The 25958-nt window shown below is 71.0% G+C and carries 24 protein-coding genes; 17 read left to right on the forward strand and 7 right to left on the reverse strand.

Annotated elements, in window-relative coordinates:
* The first annotated feature begins 412 nt into the window (after window positions 1-412).
* Genes ACS5PV_RS05190 through ACS5PV_RS05200 form a run of 3 tightly spaced genes read left to right on the forward strand, consistent with a single transcriptional unit; the run spans window position 413 to window position 2537 of the window.
* Window positions 413-1504: a TadE/TadG family type IV pilus assembly protein gene (locus ACS5PV_RS05190; RefSeq protein WP_455394297.1), complete on the forward strand. Its 1092-nt coding sequence runs from the start codon at window positions 413-415 to the stop codon at window positions 1502-1504.
* Between the two features lie 11 nt (window positions 1505-1515).
* Window positions 1516-1980 (forward strand): TadE/TadG family type IV pilus assembly protein, encoded by a 465-nt coding sequence (locus ACS5PV_RS05195; protein ID WP_455394298.1) that lies wholly within the window; start codon window positions 1516-1518, stop codon window positions 1978-1980.
* A complete protein-coding gene (locus ACS5PV_RS05200) occupies window positions 1977-2537 on the forward strand; it encodes a TadE/TadG family type IV pilus assembly protein (protein WP_455394299.1) in 561 nt (186 codons plus the stop codon). The genes ACS5PV_RS05195 and ACS5PV_RS05200 overlap by 4 nt, the downstream gene beginning before the upstream one ends.
* Before the next feature lie 65 nt (window positions 2538-2602).
* Here the strand turns inward: ACS5PV_RS05200 and ACS5PV_RS05205 are convergent, their stop codons facing one another.
* On the reverse strand, window positions 2603-3583 hold the full coding sequence (locus tag ACS5PV_RS05205; protein ID WP_455394300.1) for a DUF2336 domain-containing protein: 981 nt from the start codon (window positions 3581-3583) through the stop codon (window positions 2603-2605).
* Window positions 3584-3926: 343 nt separating this feature from the next.
* Here ACS5PV_RS05205 and rpsF point away from each other — a divergent pair, with 343 nt between their 5' ends.
* The 6 genes from rpsF (at window position 3927) to alr (ending at window position 9557) form a co-directional block, all read left to right on the forward strand.
* Window positions 3927-4406 carry a 30S ribosomal protein S6 gene (rpsF, locus tag ACS5PV_RS05210; protein ID WP_455394301.1) on the forward strand — a complete coding sequence of 160 codons (480 nt, stop codon included), beginning with the start codon at window positions 3927-3929 and terminating at the stop codon, window positions 4404-4406.
* A gap of 3 nt (window positions 4407-4409) precedes the next feature.
* Window positions 4410-4661, forward strand: a complete 252-nt coding sequence (rpsR, locus tag ACS5PV_RS05215) for a 30S ribosomal protein S18 (protein ID WP_012332436.1) — start codon at window positions 4410-4412, stop codon at window positions 4659-4661.
* Window positions 4662-4769: 108 nt separating this feature from the next.
* The gene (locus ACS5PV_RS05220; protein WP_455394302.1) at window positions 4770-5735 is read left to right on the forward strand and encodes a DUF2232 domain-containing protein; all 966 of its coding nucleotides are present in this window, start codon (window positions 4770-4772) and stop codon (window positions 5733-5735) included.
* A 109-nt stretch (window positions 5736-5844) separates the two neighbouring features.
* Window positions 5845-6417: a 50S ribosomal protein L9 gene (gene rplI, locus ACS5PV_RS05225; RefSeq protein ID WP_455394303.1), complete on the forward strand. Its 573-nt coding sequence runs from the start codon at window positions 5845-5847 to the stop codon at window positions 6415-6417.
* Between the two features lie 270 nt (window positions 6418-6687).
* Window positions 6688-8175, forward strand: coding sequence for a replicative DNA helicase (locus ACS5PV_RS05230; protein ID WP_455394304.1), 1488 nt, complete (start codon window positions 6688-6690; stop codon window positions 8173-8175).
* Between the two features lie 284 nt (window positions 8176-8459).
* Window positions 8460-9557, forward strand: coding sequence for an alanine racemase (alr, locus tag ACS5PV_RS05235; protein WP_455394305.1), 1098 nt, complete (start codon window positions 8460-8462; stop codon window positions 9555-9557).
* A gap of 48 nt (window positions 9558-9605) precedes the next feature.
* Here the strand turns inward: alr and ACS5PV_RS05240 are convergent, their stop codons facing one another.
* The 5 genes from ACS5PV_RS05240 to pdxR form a co-directional block, all read right to left on the reverse strand.
* Entirely contained in the window at window positions 9606-10796 is a 1191-nt protein-coding gene (locus tag ACS5PV_RS05240; RefSeq protein ID WP_455394306.1) for an ABC transporter permease, read from the reverse strand.
* Between the two features lie 43 nt (window positions 10797-10839).
* Window positions 10840-11394 (reverse strand): DUF4112 domain-containing protein, encoded by a 555-nt coding sequence (locus ACS5PV_RS05245; RefSeq protein ID WP_455394307.1) that lies wholly within the window; start codon window positions 11392-11394, stop codon window positions 10840-10842.
* Between the two features lie 81 nt (window positions 11395-11475).
* Window positions 11476-12633: an aminotransferase gene (locus ACS5PV_RS05250; RefSeq protein ID WP_455394308.1), complete on the reverse strand. Its 1158-nt coding sequence runs from the start codon at window positions 12631-12633 to the stop codon at window positions 11476-11478.
* 72 nt (window positions 12634-12705) lie between these two features.
* Window positions 12706-15282: an EAL domain-containing protein gene (locus tag ACS5PV_RS05255; protein ID WP_455394309.1), complete on the reverse strand. Its 2577-nt coding sequence runs from the start codon at window positions 15280-15282 to the stop codon at window positions 12706-12708.
* A 208-nt stretch (window positions 15283-15490) separates the two neighbouring features.
* Window positions 15491-16933, reverse strand: a complete 1443-nt coding sequence (gene pdxR, locus ACS5PV_RS05260) for a MocR-like pyridoxine biosynthesis transcription factor PdxR (protein ID WP_455394310.1) — start codon at window positions 16931-16933, stop codon at window positions 15491-15493.
* Between the two features lie 460 nt (window positions 16934-17393).
* On the opposite strand from pdxR, the gene ACS5PV_RS05265 reads away from it, so the two are divergent.
* The 8 genes from ACS5PV_RS05265 to ACS5PV_RS05300 all read left to right on the forward strand — a co-directional run bounded on the left by ACS5PV_RS05265 (window position 17394) and on the right by ACS5PV_RS05300 (window position 25088).
* Window positions 17394-18290 (forward strand): LysR family transcriptional regulator, encoded by an 897-nt coding sequence (locus ACS5PV_RS05265; RefSeq protein WP_455394311.1) that lies wholly within the window; start codon window positions 17394-17396, stop codon window positions 18288-18290.
* Between the two features lie 138 nt (window positions 18291-18428).
* Window positions 18429-19229, forward strand: coding sequence for a putative hydro-lyase (locus ACS5PV_RS05270; RefSeq protein ID WP_455394312.1), 801 nt, complete (start codon window positions 18429-18431; stop codon window positions 19227-19229).
* Between the two features lie 243 nt (window positions 19230-19472).
* Window positions 19473-20723: an ABC transporter substrate-binding protein gene (locus tag ACS5PV_RS05275; protein WP_455394313.1), complete on the forward strand. Its 1251-nt coding sequence runs from the start codon at window positions 19473-19475 to the stop codon at window positions 20721-20723.
* Between the two features lie 191 nt (window positions 20724-20914).
* On the forward strand, window positions 20915-21793 hold the full coding sequence (locus ACS5PV_RS05280) for a branched-chain amino acid ABC transporter permease (protein ID WP_455394314.1): 879 nt from the start codon (window positions 20915-20917) through the stop codon (window positions 21791-21793).
* Window positions 21794-22834 carry a branched-chain amino acid ABC transporter permease gene (locus ACS5PV_RS05285; RefSeq protein WP_455394315.1) on the forward strand — a complete coding sequence of 347 codons (1041 nt, stop codon included), beginning with the start codon at window positions 21794-21796 and terminating at the stop codon, window positions 22832-22834.
* Window positions 22831-23562 (forward strand): ABC transporter ATP-binding protein, encoded by a 732-nt coding sequence (locus ACS5PV_RS05290; RefSeq protein WP_455394316.1) that lies wholly within the window; start codon window positions 22831-22833, stop codon window positions 23560-23562. Before ACS5PV_RS05285 ends, ACS5PV_RS05290 begins: the two co-directional genes overlap by 4 nt.
* Entirely contained in the window at window positions 23555-24259 is a 705-nt protein-coding gene (locus ACS5PV_RS05295) for an ABC transporter ATP-binding protein (RefSeq protein ID WP_455394459.1), read from the forward strand. Before ACS5PV_RS05290 ends, ACS5PV_RS05295 begins: the two co-directional genes overlap by 8 nt.
* A gap of 241 nt (window positions 24260-24500) precedes the next feature.
* Entirely contained in the window at window positions 24501-25088 is a 588-nt protein-coding gene (locus ACS5PV_RS05300) for a hypothetical protein (protein WP_455394317.1), read from the forward strand.
* A 74-nt stretch (window positions 25089-25162) separates the two neighbouring features.
* On the opposite strand, the gene ACS5PV_RS05305 is transcribed toward ACS5PV_RS05300, so the two are convergent.
* Window positions 25163-25912: a YdcF family protein gene (locus ACS5PV_RS05305; protein ID WP_455394318.1), complete on the reverse strand. Its 750-nt coding sequence runs from the start codon at window positions 25910-25912 to the stop codon at window positions 25163-25165.
* Window positions 25913-25958 lie beyond the last annotated feature (46 nt).

The raw sequence follows: 25958 nt of genomic DNA on the forward strand, positions 1-25958 counted from the left end.
GCAGCGTCCGGCGGCACCGGACAAGAATAGACCTATAGTCCTATGTCCCGGCCGGTGCCCCGGCAAATGACCAGGGTATCGGAGCGGCCCGCAGCGCGGCGGCTGCTTCGTCTCGTCTGTCATGGCTTGCATCCGGACGGTTCCGCGAGCCGCCGCGGTCCGCGAGATCTGAAAAGATTGCAATGACCCACGGGCAGTCGAGTCCGACGGCTTGGCATCGGAACGTGCGGTACTGCAAGGGATATTCTGCGGATCCTGCCCTCGTATTCTATCCGTGAAGGCCGGATCGCGGCGCGCAGGGCAGTCGCGCGATGCGCGCAGGGCAGTAATGCTCATTTTGGGGAATTCATTATCGAAAAATAAGCGAATCCCGGCGCAGTTTATTGTGCGAACGAATCGTCGGATCGAGTTTATGGCATGGAACGATGAGAGTGGCAGCGTCGCAATCATCATCGCGCTCGCCCTGCCGGCCCTCCTGATCGGGGTCGGCGGATCGATCGAAGCCTCTCGTGCCATCGCTTATCGCCAGCGCCTGACGAGCGCGGCCGAACTCGCCTGCACGCAGGCCCGGGCATACGTCAACGCGCGAAAGCCGAAGGACGTGCGCTCGTCCGACACCACGAAACTGTATCCGGCGACCGACATCCAGCCGATCGCCGATCGCGTCAAGGCCGCCAAGGGATTGAGGGCGAGCGACGTCCTGACCGCCACCAACGACACCGACGTCAACGTCCACGTCACGGCGACCGGCCGGATGGCCATCGTCTTCAGCTCGGTCCTGCGGATGCAGAATGTGGACTTCGCGGTCGCGCGGGATTGCGCGGTCGTCTCGGCGCCGACCGCGCTGACCACCAGCACCACGCCGCAGGTGCTGTTCACCGAGTCGTTCGAGAAGCCGAGCCACAACGTGGCGTACAACAGCTGGAGCGTGCTCGGCGGCATCAACAACGCCAACAGCTGGAACGGCTGGACGACGCAGAACGCCGGCATCGAGATCAACGGCCAGCGCGAGCTGGCCAGCAACGTCATCCGCTTCGGCGACTTCTTCGCCGAGCTCGACAGCGATTGCGGAACCTCGGCGAACACCAACAACAGGAACTGCCACTCGAACTCGACGATGTCGCGCATCATGGACCTGGCGCCGGGCAAGTACCAGGTCAGGTACTGGTACATCGCGCGGCAGAGGGATCCGAACCAGCCGGGACGGGTCATCTGCGGCGCCAGGAGCAGCGACGTGGCGTGGTACACGGTCGACGGGCAGACCAACCGCATCGAGCTCTACATCGAGAAATCCGGCAACTACACCTTCGCGGCCTCCTCGATGGTCGACGTGTGCGTGCAGGCGGATGCGTGGACGGAGCGGGTCGTCGACTTCGTCGTGCCGGTCGATCCGAGGGCGAGCACGACGGAGTACCGGATCAGCTGGCGGGCGGCGGGCCGGGAGGACACCTATGGCGGCCTGATCGACTACCTGCGCATCTGCCGCAATTCCTGCCCGAGCTGAGGCGCGCGGCGATGGGATACCGTCACATCCGCGAGCACATCCGCAAGCTGCGCGACGGCGAGGGCGGGGCCGCGTCGGTCGAGATGGCGCTGCTTGCCTGGCCGACGATCTTCATGATCGTCGGCGTCCTGCAATTCGTGATCGCCCAGTACACGCAGCTCATGCTGTCGAGCGCGCTGTACGATTCGGCCTCCGCGCCCGAGCCGGAACTGCTGCTCGGCAGCGCGAGCGTCTACAAGGCGACCGTGTGCGAGAAGATCCGCATCGTGCAGTCCGAGTCGTGCAAGGCGCGGATCGTCGTCGAGATGATGCGGCTGTCCGACGCGCCGACCACCGCCACGGCCATCACCGGGTCGACCTTCAGCGCCGGCTCGGCCAACGACGCGCTGCTGCTGCGGGCAGCACTGCCGACCCTGCGCATCCTGCCGCTCGTCCCGGCGATCACCGCGCAGGCCTCGGTCGTGTTCCGGCGATGACGGCGCCGGGCCGCCCGCGGGGCTTCCACCGCATCGCACGGTTTCGCCGCAGCGGCCGCGGGTCGGTGGCGGTGGAGTTCGCCCTGCTGACGACGAGCCTGCTGGTCCTGTTCGCCGGGCTGGTCGACTTCGTCCAGATCTCGACCATCACCCGCGACATCGAGCGCTCGTCGACGCAGATCGGAAGCCTGATCGCCAGCTGCTCGCGGTCGAGCGACCAGAGCTGCACGACGAACACGATGAGCGCCTACATCGCCCGGCAGGACAATGCCCTGGTCCGCTACAGCCAGAACCAGCCGACCATCAGCATCGCGCAGGTCAGCGAGAGCAACGGCGCGCTCAAGATCTGCGCCGGCAACATGACGTACCTGGAAAACGACGTCTCCTCGAGCGCCCTCGCCCAGATGGCGGACAAGGACAACGCCATCGTCGTCGTCATCCAGATCCAGTACGTCGCCCTGTTCCCGGTGATCTCGCGGCTCTATACCGGCATCACCGGCTCCACGATCAAGGGGTGGACGACGACGGTCCATTCGAGCGGGGCGAACGTCTGCTGAAGGCGGCGTCCTTCCGGGCCGGTCGCGAAGCGTCGGGGTGCGACGCCGCGATCCTCCCGCCCCGCTCAGCCCTGCTGCGCGACCAGCTCGCGGGCCCGCGCCACCGTCACGGACCGGTAGGCCTGCACCGCCGCGCCGGCCGCCTCCACGGTCGGGGTCGGTCCGGGCCGGGCCCGCAGATAGGCGCCGAGGGTCGAGAGCCGCAGATCCGCCGCCCGCACGATCACGGCGAGCGCCCGCGGGGCCGGGAGGCGGTGCGCCGCCTCGGCCCGCTCGGGCGGGCAGCCGGCGAGGTGGGCGAGGCCGGCCAGCGCCTCGGCGGTCCGGCCATCCGCGAGCCAGCTGCGCAGGTCGCCCTCGTCGAGCCCGAGCCGGATCCGCCGGGCGACCGTCTCGACGGCGCGCCGCGTCGGGCCGGGGCGGGGGGCGGGCCGCAGGAGCGCGTCGCGCTGGCGCGCCAGCAGGCTACTGCGGGCCGCGAGCCCCGCCGCGAGGCGGTCCCGGTCCTCCATGCGCTCGGACAGGAGCGTGAGCGCCGAAAGCGAGAGCTGCGCCCCGCGATTGGCGACGAGCGTCTCCATCACCGCCTGGTCGCCCCGGTCGGCGAGCACGTCCGCCACCCGGGCAGCGACCGTCTCGCGCCGGGCGATGGCCGCGAGATGCACCGGTCCGCGGCTGCGGGCGACGCGCAGCAGCACCTCGTCGGGCAGGGCGGCGCAGCGCGCCAGCACCGGCACCGCGACGCTCGCCTCGGGATCGCAGGCGAGGCGCCGCGCGACCTTGCGCGGCGGCCGGGCGAGCGCGGTGACCTGCCGGGCGAGCCGCCCGCGCGATCCCGGGCCCGCCCCCTCAACGAGCGCCGTCAGCACCTCGTCGAAGGCGCCGACCTGCGTGGCGGAGAGCCCGTCGGCCCCGGCGACCAGGAGGCCGGCGACGCCGTCGAGGGCGCGTGCCGCGTCCGCGACCTGCTCGGCCGCCTCGACGAGGTCGGCGAGCGAGGCCGCCTGCGGCCGTCTCGGGGGTCGAAAGGCCTGGGCCGAGGCCATCGGGCGAGACATCCTGCGGTAAGGGAAGCAGGACCCTAGCGGTGCGATGGTTACGCCCGCATTAGCGCCTGCCGGTATTCGGGCCTCTTGCCTTCCGGCGAAAACCTGCTATCGACCGCGCCTCGCGTTCGCTCCGGCCGGGGGCTGAACGGACGGTGGCGTGCCTCCGGCACGCCATAGGGGCTCGCCCCGTCGTCCCGTGTCTCCGCCTTCGAACAACCGCTCGGGCCTTTGCAGGCTCGAAGGGCTTGGCGCCGTGCGACGCGAGGACGAACCGGCCCGACGCCCGACGCACATCCGTGTTCCAGGCAGCGGGCCCTAGTCTCCCTGAGAAAGGCCCATCATGGCTCTGTATGAGCATGTGTTCCTGGCTCGCCAGGACGTGACCTCGCAGCAGGTCGAAACGATGGTCGAGACCTACAAGTCCGTCATCGAGCAGAACGGCGGCAAGGTCGAGAAGACCGAGATGTGGGGCGTGAAGTCTCTCGCCTACCGCATCCGCAAGAACCGCAAGGCGCACTTCACCCTCCTCAACATCGACGCTCCCCCGGCGGCGCTCGCCGAGATGGAGCGCCAGATGCGCATCTCCGAGGACGTGCTGCGCTTCATGACCGTGCGCGTCGAGGAGCTCGAGTCCGAGCCGTCCGCGATGATGCAGAAGCGCGACCGCGACGAGCGCAAGGACCGCGAGCGCGGCCGTCGCCGCGACGACGACGGCTTCGGCGGCGGCTTCGGCGGCGGTGACCGCGCCGAGCGCGGCGACCGTCCGGACCGCGGCGAGCGTCCCGAGCGGGCCGAGCGCAACACCAACGAGGAGCAGTAAGCCATGGCTTTCGGTGCTGGTGGCGGCGGTGGCCGTCGTCCGTTCTTCCGTCGGCGCAAGACCTGCCCGTTCTCGGGCCCCAACGCCCCGAAGATCGACTACAAGGACGTGAAGCTGCTCTCGCGCTACGTCTCCGAGCGCGGCAAGATCGTGCCCTCGCGCATCACCGCGGTGTCGGCCAAGAAGCAGCGCGAGCTCGCCCAGGCGATCAAGCGCGCCCGCTTCCTGGGCTTCCTGCCCTACGTGATCCGCTAAAACGATTGAACAACCCGGCGGCTCTGCGCCGCCGGGTCGCTGGGGCGGTTCTCCACCGCCTCTAACCCCGCCCCTGAGAGGGGCGGCGGGACAGCGGACAAGGTTTCGATGGTTCGTCACACCGGCATCGGCGTCGTCGCCGGCCTCGCCTCGGCGCTCCTGATCGGGGTCGTCGTCCAGGCGACGCCGCTCGCGCTCGCGCTCTACTTGCTCGCCCCGCTGCCGATCCTGATCGTCGCGATGGGCTGGAGCCACCGGACCGGCCTCGTCGCCGCCGCCTCCGGCACGCTCGCCCTCGCGCTCGTCTCCTCGCCCTTGCGCGGCCTCGCCTTCCTGGTCTCGACCGCCTTGCCCGCCTGGTGGCTCGGCTACCTCGCGCTGCTGGGGCGTCCCAAGGTCTCCGGCGGCGGGGCGGCGGGCGGGATGGAATGGTACCCGACCGGCCGGCTGCTGGCCTGGGTCGCCGTCACGGCGGCGGTCGCGCTCGTCGTCGTGGTGATGCTGTCCTCGGGCGACCACGCCGCCTACCAGGAGCGGGTCCGCCGCCTCGCCCGGGCGATGCTGCAATTGCAGATGCAGGAGACCCCGTCGCGCGGCGCCGGGCTGGAGGAGGACGACCTCGCCCGCATCGCCGAGCGGGTCGCAGGCCTCGCGCCCGCCATCATGGCGACGACCTTCACGCTGCTCCTGGCCTTTTATCTCTGGGCCGGCGCCCGGGTGGTGCAGATCTCCGGCCGCCTGGCCCGGCCCTGGCCCGACCTCCCGGCCACCGCGCTGCCGCGCCGGGCCCTGTGGGGATTGGTCGTCGGCGCCGTGCTGTCGATCGCGCCGGGCTATGCCGGCGCCTTCGGGGTCGCGCTGCTCGGCGCCCTCGCGGCCGCCCTGGCGCTCCAGGGCCTCGCCGCCCTGCACGACCGCAGCCGCGGCAAGCCCGGCCGCACGCCGATCCTGATCGGCCTCTACGTGCTGGTCTTCCTCACCCAGGGGCTGGCGCTCGCCGCGCTCGCCCTGTTCGGCCTCCTCGACGCCCTCACGGGGCGGCGCCGGCCCGCTCAGGCCCCGCCGGTGGCCTGATCTCCCGAAATCCCCGGACCGCCCGAGGCGATCCGGTTCCCCGACGGCGGACATCCTCCGCCATCACCACCCGGGGCCGACGAGGCCCCATCATCGAAGGACGACGACCATGGAAGTGATCCTGCTCGAGCGCGTGGCCAAGCTCGGCCAGATGGGCGAGACCGTGAAGGTGCGGCCGGGCTTCGCCCGCAACTTCCTGCTCGCCCGCGGCAAGGCCCTGCGCGCCACCGAAGGCAACAAGAAGCGCTTCGAGGACCAGCGCGCCCAGCTCGAGGCCCGCAACCTCGAGCGCCGCTCGGAGGCCGAGAAGGTCGGCGAGACCCTCAACGGCAAGAGCTTCGTGCTGATCCGCCAGGCCGGCGAGACCGGCGTGCTCTACGGCTCGGTCTCCCCGCGCGACCTCGCCGAGGTGGTGACCCAGGAGGGCTTCACCATCAACCGCGACCAGTTCAGCATCGCGCAGCCGATCAAGACGCTCGGCCTGCACGAGGTCCCGGTGGTGCTGCACCCCGAGGTCGAGGTGAAGGTCACGGTCAACGTCGCCCGCAGCCCCGAGGAGGCCGAGCGCCAGGCCCGCGGCGAGTCGACCACCGCCCGCGAGGAGTTCAACCTCGACGACCTCGGGCTCGAGGTCGGTGCCGCCCTGGCCGAGGCCGGCCCGGACGCGGACGACCGCGGCTGATCCACCGCCTGTCCCGCCCCTCGCGGCGGGACAGCAGGGACAGCGGGGACAAGCCCGCCCATCGGGCTTGACTTGTTCCCAGTTTGTTCCAGCATGACGGGGTCCGCGGCGCGAGTCGCGGGCCCCGCTGTCGTTTCAGGCCACGCTCCGCCGTCGTTCGGTCAAGGTTTGGTCAACAATAGCGGTGCGATGGTCGCCGCCGCGTCGTTGATCCGACACCCGGTCTCGAAGCCTCTCTCGCCCGAATCCTCTCGCCCGGAGCCCCGCCGGATGGCCATTCCCAGCACCCTGACGGCGAATCTCGAGCCCGTGCAGCAGGAATATCGCGTCGCGCCGCACAACATCGACGCGGAGCAGGCGCTGCTCGGCGCGATCCTGGTCAACAACGACGCGTTCTACCGGGTGTCGGACTTCCTGCTCCCCGAGCACTTCATGGAGGAGGTGCACCGGCGGATCTACGAGGTGTCGATCACGCTGATCAAGGCCGGCAAGCTCGCGAGCCCGATCACCCTCAAGACCTACCTGGGCGATGCCGATCTCGGCGGCCTGACCGTCGGCCAGTACCTCGCGCGGCTCGCCGCCGAGGCGACGACCGTCATCAATTCCGAGCATTACGGCCGCACGATCTACGACCTGGCCCTGCGCCGGCGCCTCATCACCATCGGCGAGGACCTGGTCAACGGCGCCTACGAGGCCCCGGTCGAGACCTCGCCGCGCGAGCAGATCGAGGCGACGGAGCGCCGGCTCTACGAACTGGCCGAGACCGGCAAGTACGACGGCGGCTTCCAGAAGTTCTCCGACGCCCTGACGGCGGCGGTCGACATGGCGGCCAAGGCCTACCAGCGCGAGGGGCGGCTGTCGGGCATCGCCACCGGCCTGTCCGACCTCGACGCCAAGATGGGCGGCCTCCAGGCCTCGGACCTGATCATCCTCGCCGGCCGCCCCGGCATGGGCAAGACCTCGCTCGCCACCAACATCGCGTTCAACATCGCCAAGGCGTATGTCGGCGAGAAGCAGCCCGACGGCTCGATCGCGACCAAGAACGGCGGCATCGTCGGCTTCTTCTCGCTCGAGATGTCGGCCGAGCAGCTCGCCACCCGCATCATCGCCGAGCAGTCGGGCGTCGCCTCCTACAAGATCCGCCGCGGCGACATCCGGCCGGAGGAGTTCTACAAGATCACCGACGCCGCCCGGGACATGCAGACGATCCCGTTCTACATCGACCAGACCGGCGGCATCTCGATCGCCCAGCTCGCGGCGCGGGCCCGCCGGCTCAAGCGCCAGCGCGGCCTCGACCTCCTCGTCGTCGACTACCTCCAGCTCCTGTCGGGCTCGTCCAAGAAGGGCGACAACCGGGTGCAGGAGATGACCGAGATCACCACCGGCATGAAGGCGCTGGCCAAGGAACTGGCGGTGCCGATCGTCGCCCTGTCGCAGCTCTCGCGCCAGGTCGAGGCCCGCGACGACAAGCGGCCGCAGCTCTCGGACCTGCGCGAATCGGGCTCGATCGAGCAGGACGCCGACGTGGTGATGTTCGTGTTCCGCGAGGAATACTACGTCAAGAACAAGAAGCCGCGCGAGGGCACCGAAGAGTTCTTCACCTGGGAAGCCGAGATGAACCGCGTCTACGGCAAGGCCGAGGTGATCCTGGGCAAGCAGCGCCACGGCCCGACCGGCACCGTCGAGCTCCAGTTCGACGCCGAGATCACCCGGTTCTCGAACCTCGCGCAGGGCGACCGGCTGCCCGACACCCATTGAGGCCTGCGCGACTCACGCGACGGACCTGACACCCTCGCTGTCATCCCGGGGCCCGGCGCAGCCGGGAACCCGGGATCCATAAACGCTGACGGTGGTAGATAAGGCGGTCGCCTTCCGCCTCGTCCTGCATCGTCAGCGGTTATGGATCCCGGGTTCCGCTGCGCGGCCCCGGGATGACCCGGAGGGATTCTAATGAGGGTGCCCGACCCGCGGTCGGTCACATCCCGCTGCGGCCTTGGCGCTGCCCCCTTTCGGGAGGTAGACGGAGCGTCAGGAGCGAGATCATGACCGAGCCCACCCCCATCGGCCATGGCGGCCGCCTCACCATCGACCTCGCGGCCCTGCGGGCGAACTGGCGGATCCTCGCGACGGCCGCGGAATGCCCGGAGACCGCCGCGGTCATCAAGGCCGACGCCTATGGCTGCGGCATCGCAAGGGCGGCGCCCGCCCTGTGGGACGAGGGCTGCCGCACCTTCTTCGTCGCCCACCTGTCGGAGGCGCTCGTCGCCCGGGAGGCGGTGCCGGACGCCGTGATCTACGTGCTCAACGGTTTTCCGCCCGGCCGCGCGCCGGCCTACAGGACCGCGGACCTCCGGCCGGTGCTCGGCTCGCGCGAGGAGATCGCCGAGTGGGCGGCGGCGAATCGCCACGAGGGCGTGATCCGCCCGGCGGCGCTTCACGTCGATACCGGCATGAACCGTCTCGGCCTGTCGGTGCCCGAGGGGCTGGCGCTCGCCGGGGACCCGGTCGTGACCGAGGCCGGGACCGACCTGCTGATGAGCCACCTCGTCAGCGCTGAGGTCGAGCACGATCCCCTCACCGACCACCAGGCGGCGGAGTTCGCCCGGGTGCGCGCGGCCTATCCGGGGATCCGGGCCTCGCTCGCCAATTCCTCGGGCGACTTCCTGTCCTCCTGCCGCGCCGATCTGGCGCGGCCGGGCTACGCCCTCTACGGGGGCAATCCCCGGCCCGGCCGCGACAACCCGATGCGCCCGGTGGTGCGGCTCGAGGCCGGCATCCTCCAGGTCCGCGAGGTCGCGGCCGGCGAGACCGCCGGCTACAACGCCCGCTGGATCGCCCGGGAGCCCCGGCGCCTCGCCACCCTGTCGCTCGGCTACGCCGACGGCTTTCCGCGATCCTCGACCGGCCGCGGCGAGGCCGTGGTCGGCGGCGTGCGCTGCCCCTTCGTCGGCAACGTCTCGATGGACCTCATCATCCTCGACGTCACCGGGGCGCCGGAGGAGGCGCTGGTCCGCGGCGCGCCCGCGACCCTGATCGGCGACGGGCTCGACGTCGACACGGTGGGGCGCAGCGCCGGCACGATCGGCTACGAGATCCTGACCGGTCTCGGCCGGCGCTACGAGCGGGTGTACCGGGATTGAGAGCCTGCTCGGCTCTCCCCGAAGGTCGTCAAGCCCTCCTCGTCCCCCTCACCGGAACGTCTTCCTCGGATCGAACGCGTCCCGCACCGCCTCGCCGGCGAAGATCAGGAGGCTCAAGGTCACGGCGATCACCGCGAAGCCCGTCAGCCCGAGCCACGGCGCCTGGAGGTTGGCCTTGCCCTGCGCCAGCATCTCGCCGAGCGACGGCGAGCCCGGGGGCAGGCCGAAGCCGAGGAAGTCCAGCGAGGTGAGGGTGGTGATCGAGCCGTTGAGCACGAAGGGCAGGAAGGTCAGCGTCGCCACCATGGCGTTCGGCAGGAGGTGGCGGAACATGATGCGGGCGTTGGAGAGCCCGAGTGCGCGGGCCGCCCGCACGTACTCGAAGTTGCGCGCGCGCAGGAACTCCGCCCGCACCACGCCGACCAGCGAGACCCACGAGAACAGGAGCAGGATCCCGAGCAGCACGAAGAAGCTTGGGGTGATGATCGACGAGATGATGATCAGGAGATAGAGCGACGGGATCGCGGTCCAGATCTCGATCACCCGCTGGAACACGAGATCGACCCAGCCGCCGAAATAGCCCTGCACCGCGCCGGCGAGCACCCCGATCACCGAGGAGACCAGCGCCAGGGTGAGCCCGAACAGCACCGAGAGGCGAAAGCCGTAGAGGAGCCGGGCGACGACGTCGCGGCCCTGGTCGTCGGTGCCGAGCCAGTTCCACTCGATGTCGCGGCAGGTCGCGCCACCGGTCTTCTCCGCCACGCTCTTGCACTGGGCGTCCGATAGGAGCCAGGTCGGGGGGGCGGGAGCGGGGACGGGCAGGTCGAGGTTGTGGGTGTTGTAGGAGAAGCGGATCGGCGGCCAGACGGCCCAGCCGTTCTGCGCGATCTCCTTGGCGATCACCGGGTCGCGGTAGTCGGTGCGGGCGAGGAAGCCGCCGAACTTCTCCTCCGGGTAGTCGACCACGATCGGGAGCAGGATCTCGCCCTTGTAGGAGGCGACGATCGGCCGGTCGTTGGCGATGAACTCGGCGAACAGGCTTAGCCCGAACAGCACGCAGAACAGCACGAACGACCAGTAGCCGCGCCGGTTCGCCTTGAAGTTCGCGAGCCGCCGCCGGTTCAGCGGCGACAGCCGCCCGGTGCCGGCGGGGCCCGGCAGCGGCAGGCTCACCGGGCCCGCCGCCGGCGAGGTGACCGGGACGGCGTCGAGTTCGGGGGCAGGGGGGCGCTGGTTCATGCGGCGTCCCCCGGCCGTGCGTCTCGGGTCAGCGGGTCTCGGGTCAGTCGATGCGGGTCGCGGTGACGTCGATCACGCTGGGCTTCAATGCGCCGCTGCGCTCCAAGTGCTTGCGCAGCAGCTGCACGTTGCGGCGGTTGGCCTTGAAGGCGGCGTCGAACAAATCGCCGACGATCGGCACCGCGCCGACCACGCCGTCGATCGCCACGTTCGCCGCCATCCGGGCGATCAGCCAGCGCGGCGCGCCGAGGCGACGCGCCTCCCAGACGATGTAGGACGAGATCGCCGTGGTGATCGCATCGCCGATCACCGGGATCAGGCCGACGATCGCGTCGAGGCCGATGCGCCGGTTGCCCGGCAGCAGGATCGCGGTGTCGAGGAGATGGGCGAGAAGATCGAGCCGCGCCATCACCTGCTCGGGCGACGAGCCGGCCATGGCCTTCGGCCCCTTGGCGCGCAAGCCGAAGGGATCGTCCTGCGGGAAGCGGCCGTCCTTGAACTCGCCAGCCTTGAACTCGGCTCCGTTGCCGAAGGAGCCTTGGCCGAAGGAGCCAGCCCCGAAGGGCGGGACGCGGCCGGCCGTCTGCGAAGAGGTCATCCCGGGGCTCCGGAGCGTGTGCGTGGTGCTCATGCTCCAGGATGTGGCCCCGGCCCCCCGGCTCGACAAGGAGGCCCCGCATCAGGCTGCGCGCCCGGCCGCCAGGCCGCTCAGGCGCTCCAGCGCCCGGTCGAGGGTGTCGTCGCGCTTGGCAAAGCAGAACCGCACGATCGTGCGCACCGGCTGGTGGGCGTAGAAGGCACTCACCGGAATCGCCGCGACGCCGTGCTCCCGCACCAGCCGCTCGCAGAAGGCGACGTCGTCGGTCTCGCCCAAGGGGGCGATGTCGAGGTTGAGGAAGTAGGTCCCGGCCGAGGGCAGGACGCTGAAGCCGAGGCCCTTCAGCCCGTCGGCGAACCGGTCGCGGGCCCGGGCGAAGTCGGCCCGCATGCCCTCGTAATAGGCGTCGTCCTTCCCCAGGCCGTAGGCCACCGCCGCCTGGAGGTTCGGCGGCGTGGTGAAGGTGAGGAACTGGTGCGCCTTGGCCAGACCCTTCATCAGCCCGGGGGCGGCCATCACGAAGCCGACCTTCCAGCCGGTGAGCGAGAAGATCTTGCCGGCCGAGCCGACCTTCACCGTGCGCTCGCGCATGCCGGGAAACGCCATCAGCGGCCGGTGGCGACGACCGTCGAAGACCACGTGCTCCCAGACCTCGTCGCAGAGCGCCACGGCGTCGAAGCGCCGGCAGAAGCTCGCCAGCAGTTCCAGGTCCTCGTCCGGGAAGATCGTCGCCGAGGGGTTGAGCGGATTGTTGAGCAGCACGACCTTCGTGCGCGGCGAGAAGGCGGCGGCGAGCGCCTCCTCGGTGATCCGGAAGTGCGGCGGCGTCAGGGTGACGAAGCGCGGCACGCCGCCGGCCCGGCGCACCAGCGGCAGGTAGGCGTCGTACATCGGCTCGAACAGCACGACCTCGTCGCCGGGCTCGATCAGCGCCATCAGGGCGCCGGCCAGCGCCTCGGTGGCGCCGGAGGTCACCATCACCTCGGTGTCGGGATCGAGGGCGAGCCCCTGCCAATGCGCGTAATGCGCCGCGACCGCCCGGCGCAGCTCGGGCAGCCCCATCATCGGCGGGTACTGGTTCCAGCCCTCCACCACCGCCTCGGCGGCCTTGGCGCGCACGTCGGCCGGGCCCGGATCGTCCGGGAAGCCCTGGCCGAGATTCACGGCGCCGGTCTCCCGGGCGAGCGCCGACATCACCTCGAACACGGTGGTCGGCAGGTCGGCGAAGATGGGGTTCATGCGGGGACGCGGGTTCGAGAACGGGAGGGCCTCGCTAGCACGCCGGGAAAGCGGACGGAACCGAGCCGGCCGTCACGCCCGCCGCCGCTCCTGCGGCCGGACCAGTGCAGCGAAGGCCTCCGCCGGCATCGGCCGGCCGAACAGGTAGCCTTGCGCCTCCTCGCAGCCCTTGGCGAGGAGCCGCCCGGCCACCGCCTCGGTCTCGACGCCCTCGGCGATCACCGAGAGGCCGAAGCTGCGGCCGAGGGTCAGCACCGAGCGGACGATCGCCAGATCCCGGCCCGCTTGCTCCCGGCTCGCCTCGTCCCGGCCCGACGCCTCCATGCCCTGCACGAACGAGCGGTCGATCTTCAGCCGCGTGAGCGGGAAGCGCTTGAGCAGGCTCAGCGAGGCGTAGCCGGTGCCGTAATCGTCGAAGGCGATCCCGATGCCGAGGTCGCGCAGCGCCCGCAGGGGGGCGATCAGCGCCTCGTCGTGCTGGAGGATGATGGTCTCGGTGATCTCCAGTTCGAGGGAGGAGGGCGGCAGGCCGGAATCGGCGAGCGCCGCCCGGACCTCGTCGACGAGGCCCACCGAGTGGAACTGCGCCCCGAACAGGTTGACGCCGACGCGCAGGTCGCCCGCCCCGGCCCGGCGCCAGGCGGCGGCCTGGGCGCAGGCCTCGCGCAGCACGAAGCGGCCCACCGGCGCGGCGAGGCGGCTGGCTTCCAGCGGGGCCAGGAACTCGCCCGGCGCGAGCAGGCCGAGCCGGGGATGGCGCCAGCGGATCAGGGCCTCGGCGCCGACGATCCGGCGGTCGGAGAGGCGCACCTGCGGCTGGTAGAACAGCGCGAACTCCCCGGCCGCCAGCGCCCGTGGCAGCTCCTGCTGGCGCGCGGTCCAGGCCAGGGTGGCGTCGCGCAAGGCGGGTGTGAACACGCGGTGGCAGTGCCGCCCGGCGCGCTTGGCCTCGTAGAGCGCCATGTCGGCGCTGGCGAGGAGCCCGTCGGCGAGGGGGCCGTGCTCGGGGCTCAGCGCGATGCCGATGCTCGCCCCGATATGGATGGTCTGGCCGTCGACCGGGAACGGCTCGGAGAGGCTGTGCAGGATCGTCCCGGCGACCGTGACCGCCGCGGCCTCGTCGCAGCCGGGCAGCAGGGCCGCGAACTCGTCGCCGCCCATCCGGGCGACGAGGCCGGCCTTGCCCGTGCAGGCGCACAGGCGCGCGCCGGCCTGCCGGATCAGGTCGTCGCCGGCCTCGTGGCCGAGCGTGTCGTTGACCTTCTTGAAGCCGTCGAGGTCGATCATCAGGGCGGCGGCCGTCCGTCCGGGGGCCGTGCGCGCCATCGCGAGCGCGAGGCCGCGGCGGTTGCTCAGGCCGGTCAGGCCGTCGGTCTCGGCCTGCCGGCGCAGGGTCTCCATCAGGGAGGCGCGCTCGCGCAGCCGCTCCTCCAGCACCGCGAGGGCGTCGAACAGCCGGCGGATCTCGACGATGCGCAGCGGCACCCGCGGGCCGGCGGGCGGCGCGCCGCCCTCGGCCAGCGCCATCGCGGTCTCCCGCGCGGCGAGCAGCGGGCGCAGCACCGAGGCGCGCAAGGATTGCAGCAGGGCGACCAGCAGGACGAGAACCGCGACGGTGCCGCCGGCGACCGCGAGGAGGCGGGTGCGCACCGCGTCGCGCTCGGCGGCGAAGTCCGCGACCATGCCGGCGAGGTAGCGCTCGCGCAGGGCCTCGACCGGCTTCAGGGTCGGCACGTAGCGGTGGGTGAGCTCGTCGGCGGTGAGCCCGTAGCGGCCGGAGGTGCCCCCTTCCGCGATCACCGCCTCGATGAGGCCGAGCCCCCGCCCGGCGAAGGTCTCCTCGACCTCGCGAAACAGCCCCTCCATCGGCTGCCCGGGACCGAACGCCGCCTGGCCGCGCAAGAGCCGCATGAGCTCCAGGATGCGGCCGCGGATCTGCGTGGCGTCGGTGAACTGACGGGCGTCGAGGGGGCGGTGCACGGTGACGGCTGGGACGATCGCCGAGCCGATCCGGCCGCCATACTCGCGCAGGTCGCTCACCGCGTGGCCGATCAGGGCAGATCCGGCGAGGGCGGGGTCGGCCCGGCCGATCTCGCGGATCTCCCAGGCGACCACGTCCTGGAACGCGTCGACCGCGGCGATCATCCGGGCGATCGCGCCGGTGATGTCCTCCAGGTCCCGCTGCGCCGCCCGCAGGCCGGCTACCCGGTCGACGTCCCGCCGCGCCTCGTCGAGCCGGGCGGCGGTCGCCGCGAGGAGGCCGTAGAGGAGGGCGTGGCCGGGCTCGTCCGCCGCCGCCGGCCCGCGCAGGGCCGCGAGCGCGCCGTCGCTCGCGGTCCGGAACGCGCCGAGCCGCGCCAGCGCCGCCGGATCGCTGCCGGGCGCCACCGCCATCATGACGTTCGCCGGGCCGCGCTCCGCCGAGAGGCGGTTGGCGGCCTCGAGCACCTGGCGCAGCCGGCTGATGCGCACGAGGTTGCTCTGCCCGTTGCGGTAGGCCGCGACCGAGGGCGCGAGGACGATCGCCGTGAGGGCGACGAGGCCCGCCGCGAGGAGGAGGGCGGTGCCCCAGAGACGGCGCCCGAGCCTGGCCTCCCGCCGCCCCACCTGACCGAGGGACGCCGCCGGTGCCGGAGATGGTTGCTGCACGGGGACCCTCGGGAAACGGCCGGCACGACGTGCCGGCCTGCTGCGGCCTTTGCTGACGGGCTAGGCGTTATTCCTTGCCGAACGCTTAGAATCGGCTCCCGTGACGGTGCATTCGCCCGTTGGATCGGGGTTATGTCGCGGCGTGATACTCTGCGAGGCTTCGGCACCCGGTCGAACCGGGGCGCCGTCGCGGCCGGCCGCGCTCGTGTCAGCCCGGCCGGCCGGCGAGCGCCGCGGCGAGGCGGCGGATGCCGGTGCGGACCGTCTCGGGCTCGCTGCCGGCGAATCCGAGGAGCAGCCCGGCCCGGTCCGGCCGCGTCGACGCATCATGGTAGAGCGGGCCGACCGGGTAGACGCCGATCCCCGCCGCCCGCGCCGCTGCCGCCATCCCGGCCTCGGCGGCGGCCGGGACGCCCGTGAACCACGCGACGAGGTGCAGGCCCGCCGCCGCGCCCTCGACGCGCACCGCGGCGCCGAACGATTCCGAGAGGGCCGCGAGGAGAGCCGCGCGCCGCCCGGCATTGCGTCGTCGCGCCTGGCGCAGGTGGCGCTCGTAGCCGCCCTCGGTCAGGAGAGCCGCGAGGGCGGCCTGTTCCAGCCCCGGCGCCTGGCGGTCGGCGAGGCGCTTGGCCTCCGCGAAGGCCGCGCTCAAGGACTCGGGCACCACCAGGTAGCCGAGGCGCAGTTGCGGCGAGAGGGTCTTGGAGACCGTGCCGGCATAGACGACGCGTCCCGCCCGGTCGAGGCTGCGCAGCGCCTCCACCGGCCGCGCATCGAAGCGGTATTCGCCGTCGTAATCGTCCTCGAGGATCGTCGCGCCGCATCCTTCCGCCCAGGCGAGCAGGGCATGGCGCCGGCTAGCGGGCAGGACGCCGCCGAGGGGAAACTGGTGCGAGGGCGTGACGTAGGCGAGCCGCGCCGGGCCGACCTCGGCGAGGCGCCCGGTCTGCAGGCCCTCCGTGTCGACCGGGACCGGCACGATCGCGGCGCCGGCGGCGGCAAAGACCCGGCGCGCCGCGCCGTAGCCGGGATCCTCCATCACCACCCGGTCGCCGGGATCGACGAGGAGCCGGGCGCAGAGGTCGATCCCCTGCTGCGAGCCGTTGACCACCACGATCTGGTCGAGGCCGCAACTGAGGCCTCGGGCGCGCCAGAGATAGGCCTGGAGCGCGGCGCGCAATTCGGGGAGCCCGCGCGGATCGCCGTAGCCGAGCCGGGCCGGCCGGCGCAGCAGGACCGCGTTGAGCGCCCGGCGCCAGGCGAGGACGGGAAAATCGTCGCCCGAGAGGTCGCCGTAGCGAAAATCGATCGCCGGGGCCGGCAGGGCCTCGGGCGCCGGCTCGGCGAGGACGCGCCGCCCGAAGGCGGAGAGGCGGGGCGCCAAGCCCGGCCCGGCCGCGGCCGGGGCCGCGCGCGGCAGGAGGCCGGCGGCGACCCGCGTCGGGGCGCCCGGACGCGTCTCCAGGTAGCCCTCGGCGATCAGCTGGTCGTAGGCCGCCGTCACGGTGGTGCGCGAGACCCCGAGCTCCGCCGCCAGCGCCCGGGTCGAGGGCAGGGGGGCACCCGGCGGGTAGACGCCCGCGGCAATCTGCGCCTTCAGGCCGGCGCCGATCCGGGCGCTGGCGGGGAGGGTGGGAGGGGTCGCGTCCAAACTGGCCTGGTCCTGTCCGGTCGACGGGATGTCTAGCATGGGCCAGCGCGCCGGGCGGTTCAGCGAAGGAAGAGGTGCGGATCCTCTCCTCTCCCCACCCGCGCAGCGCTGTCCGGGAAAGGAATGGCTCGGGTTTCCCCCTCCCCCCTCTGCGAAGGAGGGTGCCCCGCGAAGTGGGGCGGGAGAGGGGACGCCGCTTCCGGGGAAGTCTCGACCTTGATGAAGGGCGCCTTGTCCTGAAGCGTCGCGCTGCCCCTCTCCCGGCCTACTCCGTAGGCCCCCTCCCCCGCAGAGGGGGGAGGGGAAACCCGCGCCATTTCCTTCCCTGGCAGCCCCGCACGGGTGGGGAAGGGCGAAACCCGCCGCGTCTTGCCCCCTAGCTTTTCTGCCGCCCGCCCCCACATTTGCGCGTGGTCCGAACCTTGCTCACTATACTCCCGTGCGAGAGCCGGGACGGGGCATGGCGGAACTGAGAAGCCTCGAGATCTTCTACTGGACCGCCTCGCTGTGCAGCTTCCGCAAGGCGGCGGAGCGGATGCACACCTCGCAGCCGGCGGTGTCGCAGCGCATCGCGGCGCTGGAGGAGGAGTTCGGGGTGCGGCTGTTCGAGCGGCGTGCCCGCTCGGTGGTGCTGACGGCCAAGGGCCGCGACCTCCTGGCCTACGCCGAGCGCTTCCTGCGGCTGCGCACCGAGATGATGCAGGCGGTGGCCGGGCCCGGGACGATGCGCGGCGTCCTGCGTCTCGGCGTGTCGGACACCATCGTGCATACCTGGCTGATGCGTTTCATCGCCCGGATGAACGAGGACTATCCGGGAATCACCGTCGACATCGCGGTCGACATCTCGCCCAACATGCGCGACGCGCTCCTGAACCGCGACCTCGACCTCGCCTTCCTGGTCGGGCCGATCACCATGCCGAGCCTCGTCAACCTGCCGTTATGCAGCGTGTCGCTCGCCTGGATCGCCGCACCTCAGCTCGATCTCGGCCCCGGCGAGGTGAGCCTGGCGAGCCTGCTCAGGCACCCGCTCATCACCTACCCGAAGAACACCAACCCCTACGTGTCCCTGCGCGAGATGCTGGCGCAGTCGAACCTGCCGCCGCCGCGCCTGCACAGCAACGCCTCGCTCTCCACCATCGTCCGGATGGCGCGGGAGGGGATCGGCATCGGGGTGATCCCGCCCGAGGTGGTGCGGCGCGACCTCGACGAGGGGGCGTTGCGGATCATCGCCCCGGCGCCGGCCCTGCCGGACATCACCTTCACGGCGACCTACCCCAACGCGCCCGATGGCGGGCTCGCCGCGACGGCGGCGCGGCTCGCCTGCGAGGTCGCGGCCTCTCCGGACTGGCGCCGATGAGCCCGCGACCGATAAGGAGACCTTATCAATACCGATGCGAAATGACGATTGGCCCTTAACTGCCTGCGATGTGAACATGGCGCATTGCTGGGCACGGAGCGATCCGGCACCACCAGAGATCCGGGATCAGGAGCGGCGATGACCCTTCCCTTCGATCGGGCGCGGATGAGCGGCGAGGCGGCGCGACTCGCCTGCCGCAGCGGCGCCATCACCGGTTGCACCGCCGGCATCGCCGACGGCTACGTCCAGGGCAACCTCGCGGTGCTGCCGGCCGACCTCGCCGATGAGTTCCTGCTGTTTGCCCAGCGCAACCCGAAATCCTGCCCGATCATCGGCGTGTCCGCGAAGGGCGAGCGCAGCATCCCGGAACTCGGCCTCGACCTCGACATCGCCACCGATATTCCCGGCTACCGGGTCTGGCGCGACGGCGAGGTGGTGGCGGAGTGCTCATCGGTCGCGGAGTTCTGGCGCGACGACCTCGTAGCCTTCGTGATCGGCTGCTCATACTCGTTCGAGGCGGCTTTGGCCGAGGACGGGCTCCCCTTGCGCCACGTCGAGATGGGCGTGCGGGTGCCGATGTACCGCACCAGCATTCCCACCGCACCAGCCGGCCGCTTCTCCGGGCCGATGGTGGTGTCGATGCGCCCGCTCACCCCCGCGCAGGCCATCCGGGCGGTGCAGATCACCTCGCGCTTCCCCTCGGTCCACGGCGCGCCGGTGCATCTCGGCCGGCCGGACCTGATCGGCATCCGGGACATCGGGGCGCCCGATTACGGCGACCCGGTCGCGATCCGCGACGACGAGATCCCGGTCTTCTGGGCCTGCGGCGTGACCCCGCAATCGGTGATCGCCGCGGTGCGTCCGGCCTTCGCCATCACCCACGCGCCCGGCTGCATGCTGATCACCGACCGGCGCAACACCGAATACGCGGTTCTGTGAAAAGATGTCCCCGGTCCTTTCGTCTTAGGTTCTTGTTCGCGCATCATTTCCGCCGTCGAACTGGAAACGGTCTCGACACGGGCTTTTCAAAGCCGGCGGAATGAGGCTTGGAGCAATTTCCGACGAAGTGGAAGCCGGTTCGTCGCAGAAAATGCGGCAAAATCAATGAACTAGAGAGCTTCGCGATTGCAACGTGATCGTGAAGCGCTCTAGAAGACATCCCCGCCCCCTGGAGGCCAGCGCATGATCCGTCGTCGAGAACTCTTGGTGGGCGCCGGCGCCCTCTCGCTCGCCTCGCTCCGGGGCGCACCGGCCCGGGCGGCGGCGCCGGAGGTGGTGGTCGGCGTGCTCTACGCCATGTCGGGGGCGAGCGCGCAGGTCGGGGTCGACGCCCGCCACGCCATCGAGACGGCGCTCGACCTCATCAACAACGACCACGACCTCGACCTGCCGGGCGCCAAGGGCGTAGGCCTTGCCGGCATGGGCGGCGCCAAGATCCGCCTCGTCTTCGCCGACCACCAGGCCGACCCCCAGAAGGGCCGCGCCGAGGCCGAGCGCCTGATCACCCAGGACAAGGTCGCGGCCCTCGTCGGCTGCTACCAGTCGGCGGTCTCGGCGACCGTGAGCGCCACCGCCGAGCGCTACGGCGTGCCCTTCGTCTGCGCCGATTCCTCCTCGCCGAGCCTGCACCGCAAGGGCCTGAAGTACTTCTTCCGCCCGGCCGCGCACGACGAGATGTTCTCGACCGCGATGTTCGACTTCCTGGATTCCCAGCGCAAGCGGGGCCAGAAGATCGACTCGGTCGCGCTGTTCTTCGAGGACACGATCTACGGCGTCGATTCGTCGACCGTGCAGCGCAAGCTGGCGGCCGAGCGCGGCTACAAGCTCGTCGCCGACGTGAAGTACAAGAGCAACTCGCCCTCGCTGACCGCCGAGGTGCAGCAGCTCAAGACCGCCAACGCCGACGTGCTGCTGCCGACGAGCTACACCACCGACGCGATCCTGCTCACCAAGACCATGGCCGAGCTCGGCTACAAGCCGAAGAGCATCATCGCGCAAGCCGCCGGCTTCTCCGAGAAGGTCACCTACGACGCGGTCGGCGACAAGCTCCAGGGCCTGATCTCGCGGGGCAGCTTCTCCCTCGACCTCGCCGCCAAGCGCCCGATGGTCGCGACCGTCAACGACATGTACAAGGCCCGCGCCGGGCGCGACCTCAACGACAATTCCTCGCGCCAGTTCATGGCCCTGATCGTGCTCGCCGACGCCCTCGACCGCGCCGGCTCGACCGACGGCCAGAAGATCCGCGCCGCGCTCGCCGCCACCGACATCCCGGGCGCCCGCACGGTGATGCCCTGGTCCAAGGTGGCGTTCGGGCCCGACGGCCAGAACACCCACGCCGACCCGGTGCTGCTGCAATGGATCGGCGACAAGTTCGTCACGATCTTCCCGGAATCCGCCGCGGTGGCGCCGGCGAAGTGGCCGATGAACGCGTGAGTATGGCTCTTCCCCCTCCCCCTTGTGGGGAGGGGCTAGGGGTGGGGGTGGTGCCGGATAGACCGCTGAGCTTTACGCGGCACCACCCCCACCCCCAAACCCCACCCCACAAGGGGGAGGGGAGGCGTTCCCTTCCGACGCGGCAGTGCTCGTTCGCATCTCCCGGAAGCCCCACCGGAGCCCCGACCCCCATGACGACGCAAGCCCTGGTGCAGGTGCTGGCGAGCGGCCTCCTGATGGGCTTGATCTACGCCCTGATCGCGGTCGGCCTCTCGCTCATCTTCGGCCTGATGGACGTGGTGAACTTCGCCCACGGCGAGTTCCTGATGCTGGCGATGTACGCGACCTTCGGGCTGGTGCTGGTCACCCGGCTCGATCCGGTGGTGCTGATGCCGCTGGTAGCAGCCCTGCTCTTCATGCTCGGGGCCGCCGCCTATATGGGCGTGGTCCGCTTCGCCATGCGGGCCAAGGCCAACCAGGGCATGGTGCAGATCTTCGCGACCTTCGGGCTCGCGATCCTGCTCCAGGGCGCCGCCCAGTACCTGTTCACGCCCGACTACCGCAACGTCCAGAACACCTGGCTCGGCGGGCGCACGCTGGAGCTCGGCGGGATCTTCCTGCCCTGGCCGCAGATCTTCGGCGCGGTCGTGTCGCTCGCCGCCTTCGGCGGCCTGCACCTGCTGATGAGCCGCACCGATTTCGGCCGGGCGCTGGAGGCGACCCGCGAGGACCAGGGCGCGGTGGCGCTCGTCGGCATCGACCGCAACCGGGTCTTCGCGCTGGGCTGGGGCCTCGGCGCCGCGCTCGTCGGCCTTGCCGGCGCGGTGCTGGCGATCTTCTACTACATCCACCCCCAGGTCGGCGCGAGCTTCGCGCTGATCGCCTACGTCACCGTGGCGCTCGGCGGCTTCGGCAGCGTCGGCGGCGCGCTCGTCGCCGGGATCATCGTCGGCCTCGTCGAGGCGTTCACGGCGGTGATCCTGCCGCCGGCGCTGAAATCCATCGGCGTCTACGCCCTCTACCTCGCGGTGGTGTTCGCGCGGCCGCAAGGCCTGTTCGGGAGGCTTTAGATGACCACGCTGACCACCGCCCTCGCGCCGGGCTCCGCGCCGGCGCGGGCCGAGGCGAGCTACGCCGCCAAGCGCCGGCGCAAGCTGATCGTCGCGCTCCTCGTCTTCGCGGGCCTCGCCGCGCTGCCCTACGGCATCCGCGACGTCTACCTCCAGAACGTCCTGATCCTCACCCTGATGTACGCGGCCCTGTCGCAGAGCTGGAACATCCTGGGCGGCTATTGCGGTCAGGTCTCGCTCGGCCACGCGCTGTATTTCGGCTTCGGCGCCTACGCCACCTCGGTCCTGTTCGTCAATTACGGCGTGTTGCCGTGGTTCGGCATGCTGGCGGGCGGGGCATTGTCGGCCGTCGTGGCGCTGATCCTCGGCTATCCGTGCTTTCGGCTCGCCGGCCACTACTTCTCGATCGCCACCATCGTGATCGCCGAGATCGGCCTGCTGCTCGTCCACAACTGGGACTTCGTTGGCGGCGCGATGGGCATCCAGTGGCCGTTCAACCCCGACTCGTGGTGGACGCTCCAGTTCGCCCGCGACAAGATCCCTTACGTCCACTTCGCGGTCGGGTTCCTGGCGGTGGTGTGGTTCGTGACCTGGCTGATCGAGGGCTCGCGCTGGGGCTACTGGTGGCGCGCGGTCAAGGACGATGCCCAGGCCGCCGAGAGCCTCGGCGTCGAGGTCTTCCGCTCCAAGATGGCGGCGGCGGCAGTCTCGGCCTTCTTCACCGCGATCGGCGGCGGCTTCTACGCGGCCTACGTCTCCTACATCGATCCCGAGAGCGTGATGAGCTTCCGCTTCTCGCTGCTCTTCGCCCTGCCGGCGGTGCTCGGCGGCATCGGCACCCTGTGGGGGCCGCTCGTCGGGGCGGCGATCCTGATCCCGCTCACCGAGATCAGCCGCTCGTATCTCGGCGGCAGCGGCAACGGCCTCGACCTGATGCTCTACGGTGTCCTCGTGATGGTGGTGGCGCTCGCCCGGCCGGAAGGCGTGCTCAGCCTGTTTCGCCGCACCCGCAAGGCCCGCAACGAGGAAGCGACACCGTGAGCGGTTCCCTGCTGCGCATCGACCACGTCACGCTCCGCTTCGGCGGCCTCGTCGCTAATGCCGATGTCAGCCTCGACGTGCCCGAGGGCCAGATCCTCGGCCTGCTCGGGCCGAACGGCGCCGGCAAGTCGACCTTGTTCAACCTGATCTCCGGCACCTACCAGCCGAGCGAAGGAAGGATCTTCTTTCGCGGCGAGGACATCACCCCGCTCTCGGCGCCCGAGCGCTGCCGGCGCGGCATCGCCCGCACCTTCCAGGTGCCGCGCTCCTTCGACTCGATGAACGTGATCGAGAACGTCATCGTCGGGGGCTTCGCCCGCCACGCCAGCGCCGCGGCGGCGCGGCGGGTGGCGCTCGAAACCCTCGACTTCGCGGGCTTGAGCCATCGTGCCGAGGCGGTGGCCGGCGAGCTGACGCCGCCCGAGAAGCGCCGCCTCGAGGTCGCGCGGGCACTCGCCACCGAGCCGAAACTCCTCCTCCTCGACGAGGTGCTGACGGGGCTCACCCCGAGCGAGGCCAAGGCCGGCGTCGAGCTGATCCGCAAGGTCGCGGCGAGCGGCGTCACCGTCATCATGGTCGAGCACGTGATGGAGGTGGTGATGCCGCTGGTCGACCGCGCCGTGGTGCTGCATCTCGGCCGCGTCCTCGCGGAAGGCCACCCGACCGAGGTGGTGCGCCACGAGGGCGTCATCACCGCCTATCTGGGGGAGCGCCACCGTGCTGCTTGAGGTCCGCGGGCTCTCCACCGCCTATCAGGGCTTGCTCGCCATCCAGGGCGTCTCGATCGAGGTCGATGCCGGCGAGATCGTCGTCGTGGCGGGTGCCAACGGCGCCGGCAAGTCGACGCTGCTCAAGTCCATCGCCGGGATGGAGCGGCCGCGCTCCGGCGAGGTGATGTTCGACGGCGCCCGCATCGACGGCTTGGCCGGCCACGCCATCACCGCGCGGGGCATCGCCTACGTACCAGAGAACAAGCGGCTGTTTCCGCGCCTGTCGGTCTCCGACAACCTGCGCCTCGGCAGCTACCTCCACCGCAAGGCCGCCGACCGCGAAGCGCCCCTGGAGCGGGTCTTTTCCCTGTTCCCGCGCCTCAAGGAGCGCCTGCCGCAGCGCGCCGGCACCCTCTCGGGCGGCGAGCAGCAGATGCTCGCCATCGGCCGCGCCCTGATGACGAGGCCGCGCCTCCTGATGCTCGACGAGCCCTCGCAGGGCATCATGCCCAAGCTCGTCGACGAGATCTTCTCCGCCATCGAGGCGATCCGGGCGTCCGGCACGACGATCCTGCTGGTCGAGCAGCGCCTCGCCGAGTCGCTCGGCATCGCCGACCGCGCCTACGTGCTCCAGACCGGCCGGCTGATGCTCTCGGGGCCGGCCGCGACCCTGCGCGACGATCCGGAGGTGCGGCGGGTGTATCTGGGGATTTGACGACAATATCTCCGAGGCAGGGCTGCGCTCGTCGAGGCGAACCAATCGGCTGTGCCGATGACAGCTTTCGAGAAAGAAGAGGCGCTGGTTTCCCCTCTCCCCGCCCGCGGGGAGAGGAGAGGCCAGCGCCTCCTCATTCATCGGGCAAGCCCTGCGCCGACGTGAGGAAAAGGCGTTCTGCCGCTAGACTCCCTCCCGTCGCATCGATGCTCTACAGAAGGGGCCGCAGGGAGACCCATCGATGACCAGCCGCACCACCGAGATCACGCTTGAGCGCATCGCCCTGATCCGGAGGCTGGTCGTGGCCTGGGATCCGGCGGGGCAGGGCGCCCCGGTGATCCATCCCGACGCCCCCTACGGCAGCCTCGACCGCGACGGCGACATCGCCAACGTCACCGGCGACGACGAGGGCGCGGCGGAGGAGCACCGGGCGGTGGGCCAGGCGCTGGTCGCCTTCCTGCGCCACGCCGAGCTGAAGCCCGGCCGCTACAGCTACCACAACCCCCTGACCAAGCTCGACCTGTCCCACGTCTCCGACGTGTTCCGAGACGAGGGCACCGGGACGTCGCCCGAGCAGATCGTGTTCGAGGTCGGCCCCGAGCACGTCGCCCTGATCCGCCACCTGGCGATGGGGTGGGACGCGTCGCGCGGGGTGCCGGCGGTGCACGGCGCGGCGCCCTACGGCCCGGGCTCCCTGGAGGAGGCGACGGCCCGGGTGCTCGGGGCCGAGCGCGAGGACGTGTCCCACCTGCACCGGTCGATGCAGCCGGCCTTGCAGATCTTCCTGCGCAGCGCCGACATCGCGCCGGGGGATTACGAGATCGCCTGACATGATTTCCGACTGATTGCTTCAGGCGATCCTGCCGGATCGCGTTCGCAACGCGGAAACCGTATGTCCAGGGTTCACCGCACCAGCGGCTCGGCCACCATCTTCACCGGGTGGCCGCGGCTGACCAGCACCGCCGCGCTCGAATGCTCGGGGTCGGTCTCGAACCGGGTGCGGACCCAGGCGACCAGGAACTTGGCGTATTCCGAGGCCAGCAGCCGCGCCGAGGCCGGGTGGCGCCACCACTGGTCGGGGTCGACCCCCTCCGGCACGACAGGGTGCGGCACCACCTGGTGGCCTTCCGCCAGCGCGTGGTCGAGCTCCACTAGGGTGCGCGGCATGTGGTAGTTCGAGGTGACGACGGCGACGCTCCGGAAGCCGTTCTCGCGCATCCAGCGCCGGATCTCGATGGCGTTGCCGATGGTGTTGCGGGCCCGGTAGTCGAGGTCGACGCAGCAGGCGATCAGGTGCTGCTGGCCCGGGTTGAGCCGGGCGATCTCGTCGCGGCTGGTGCGCTCGTTGACCCCGGTGATGAGGAGGCGCCGGCCGTAGCCGCCGGCGAGCAGGTCCATCGCGTCCTCGATCCGTTGCGCCCCGCCGGTCAGCGCCACGATCCCGTCGGAGGGGCCGAGCGGCAGCCGCTCGGAGCGGGCGAGGCCGGCCACGAAGGCGAGGAAGCCGAGGGCCAGCGCGAGGCCGGCGCTCAGCCCCAGGCCGGCGAGGGCGAGGGCGAGGCGGCGCCGCAGGCTCCACCGGGGCGGGGGCGGTCCCTCGGATCCGCCGCCCGACCAGGACCATCCCACCACGTCGCCGGTTCGCGTTGTCATTCCGCGCTGCATCCGCGAGGTCATCTCACCCGTGTCGAGCATAGTG

The organism is Methylobacterium sp. Gmos1, from assembly GCF_053764715.1.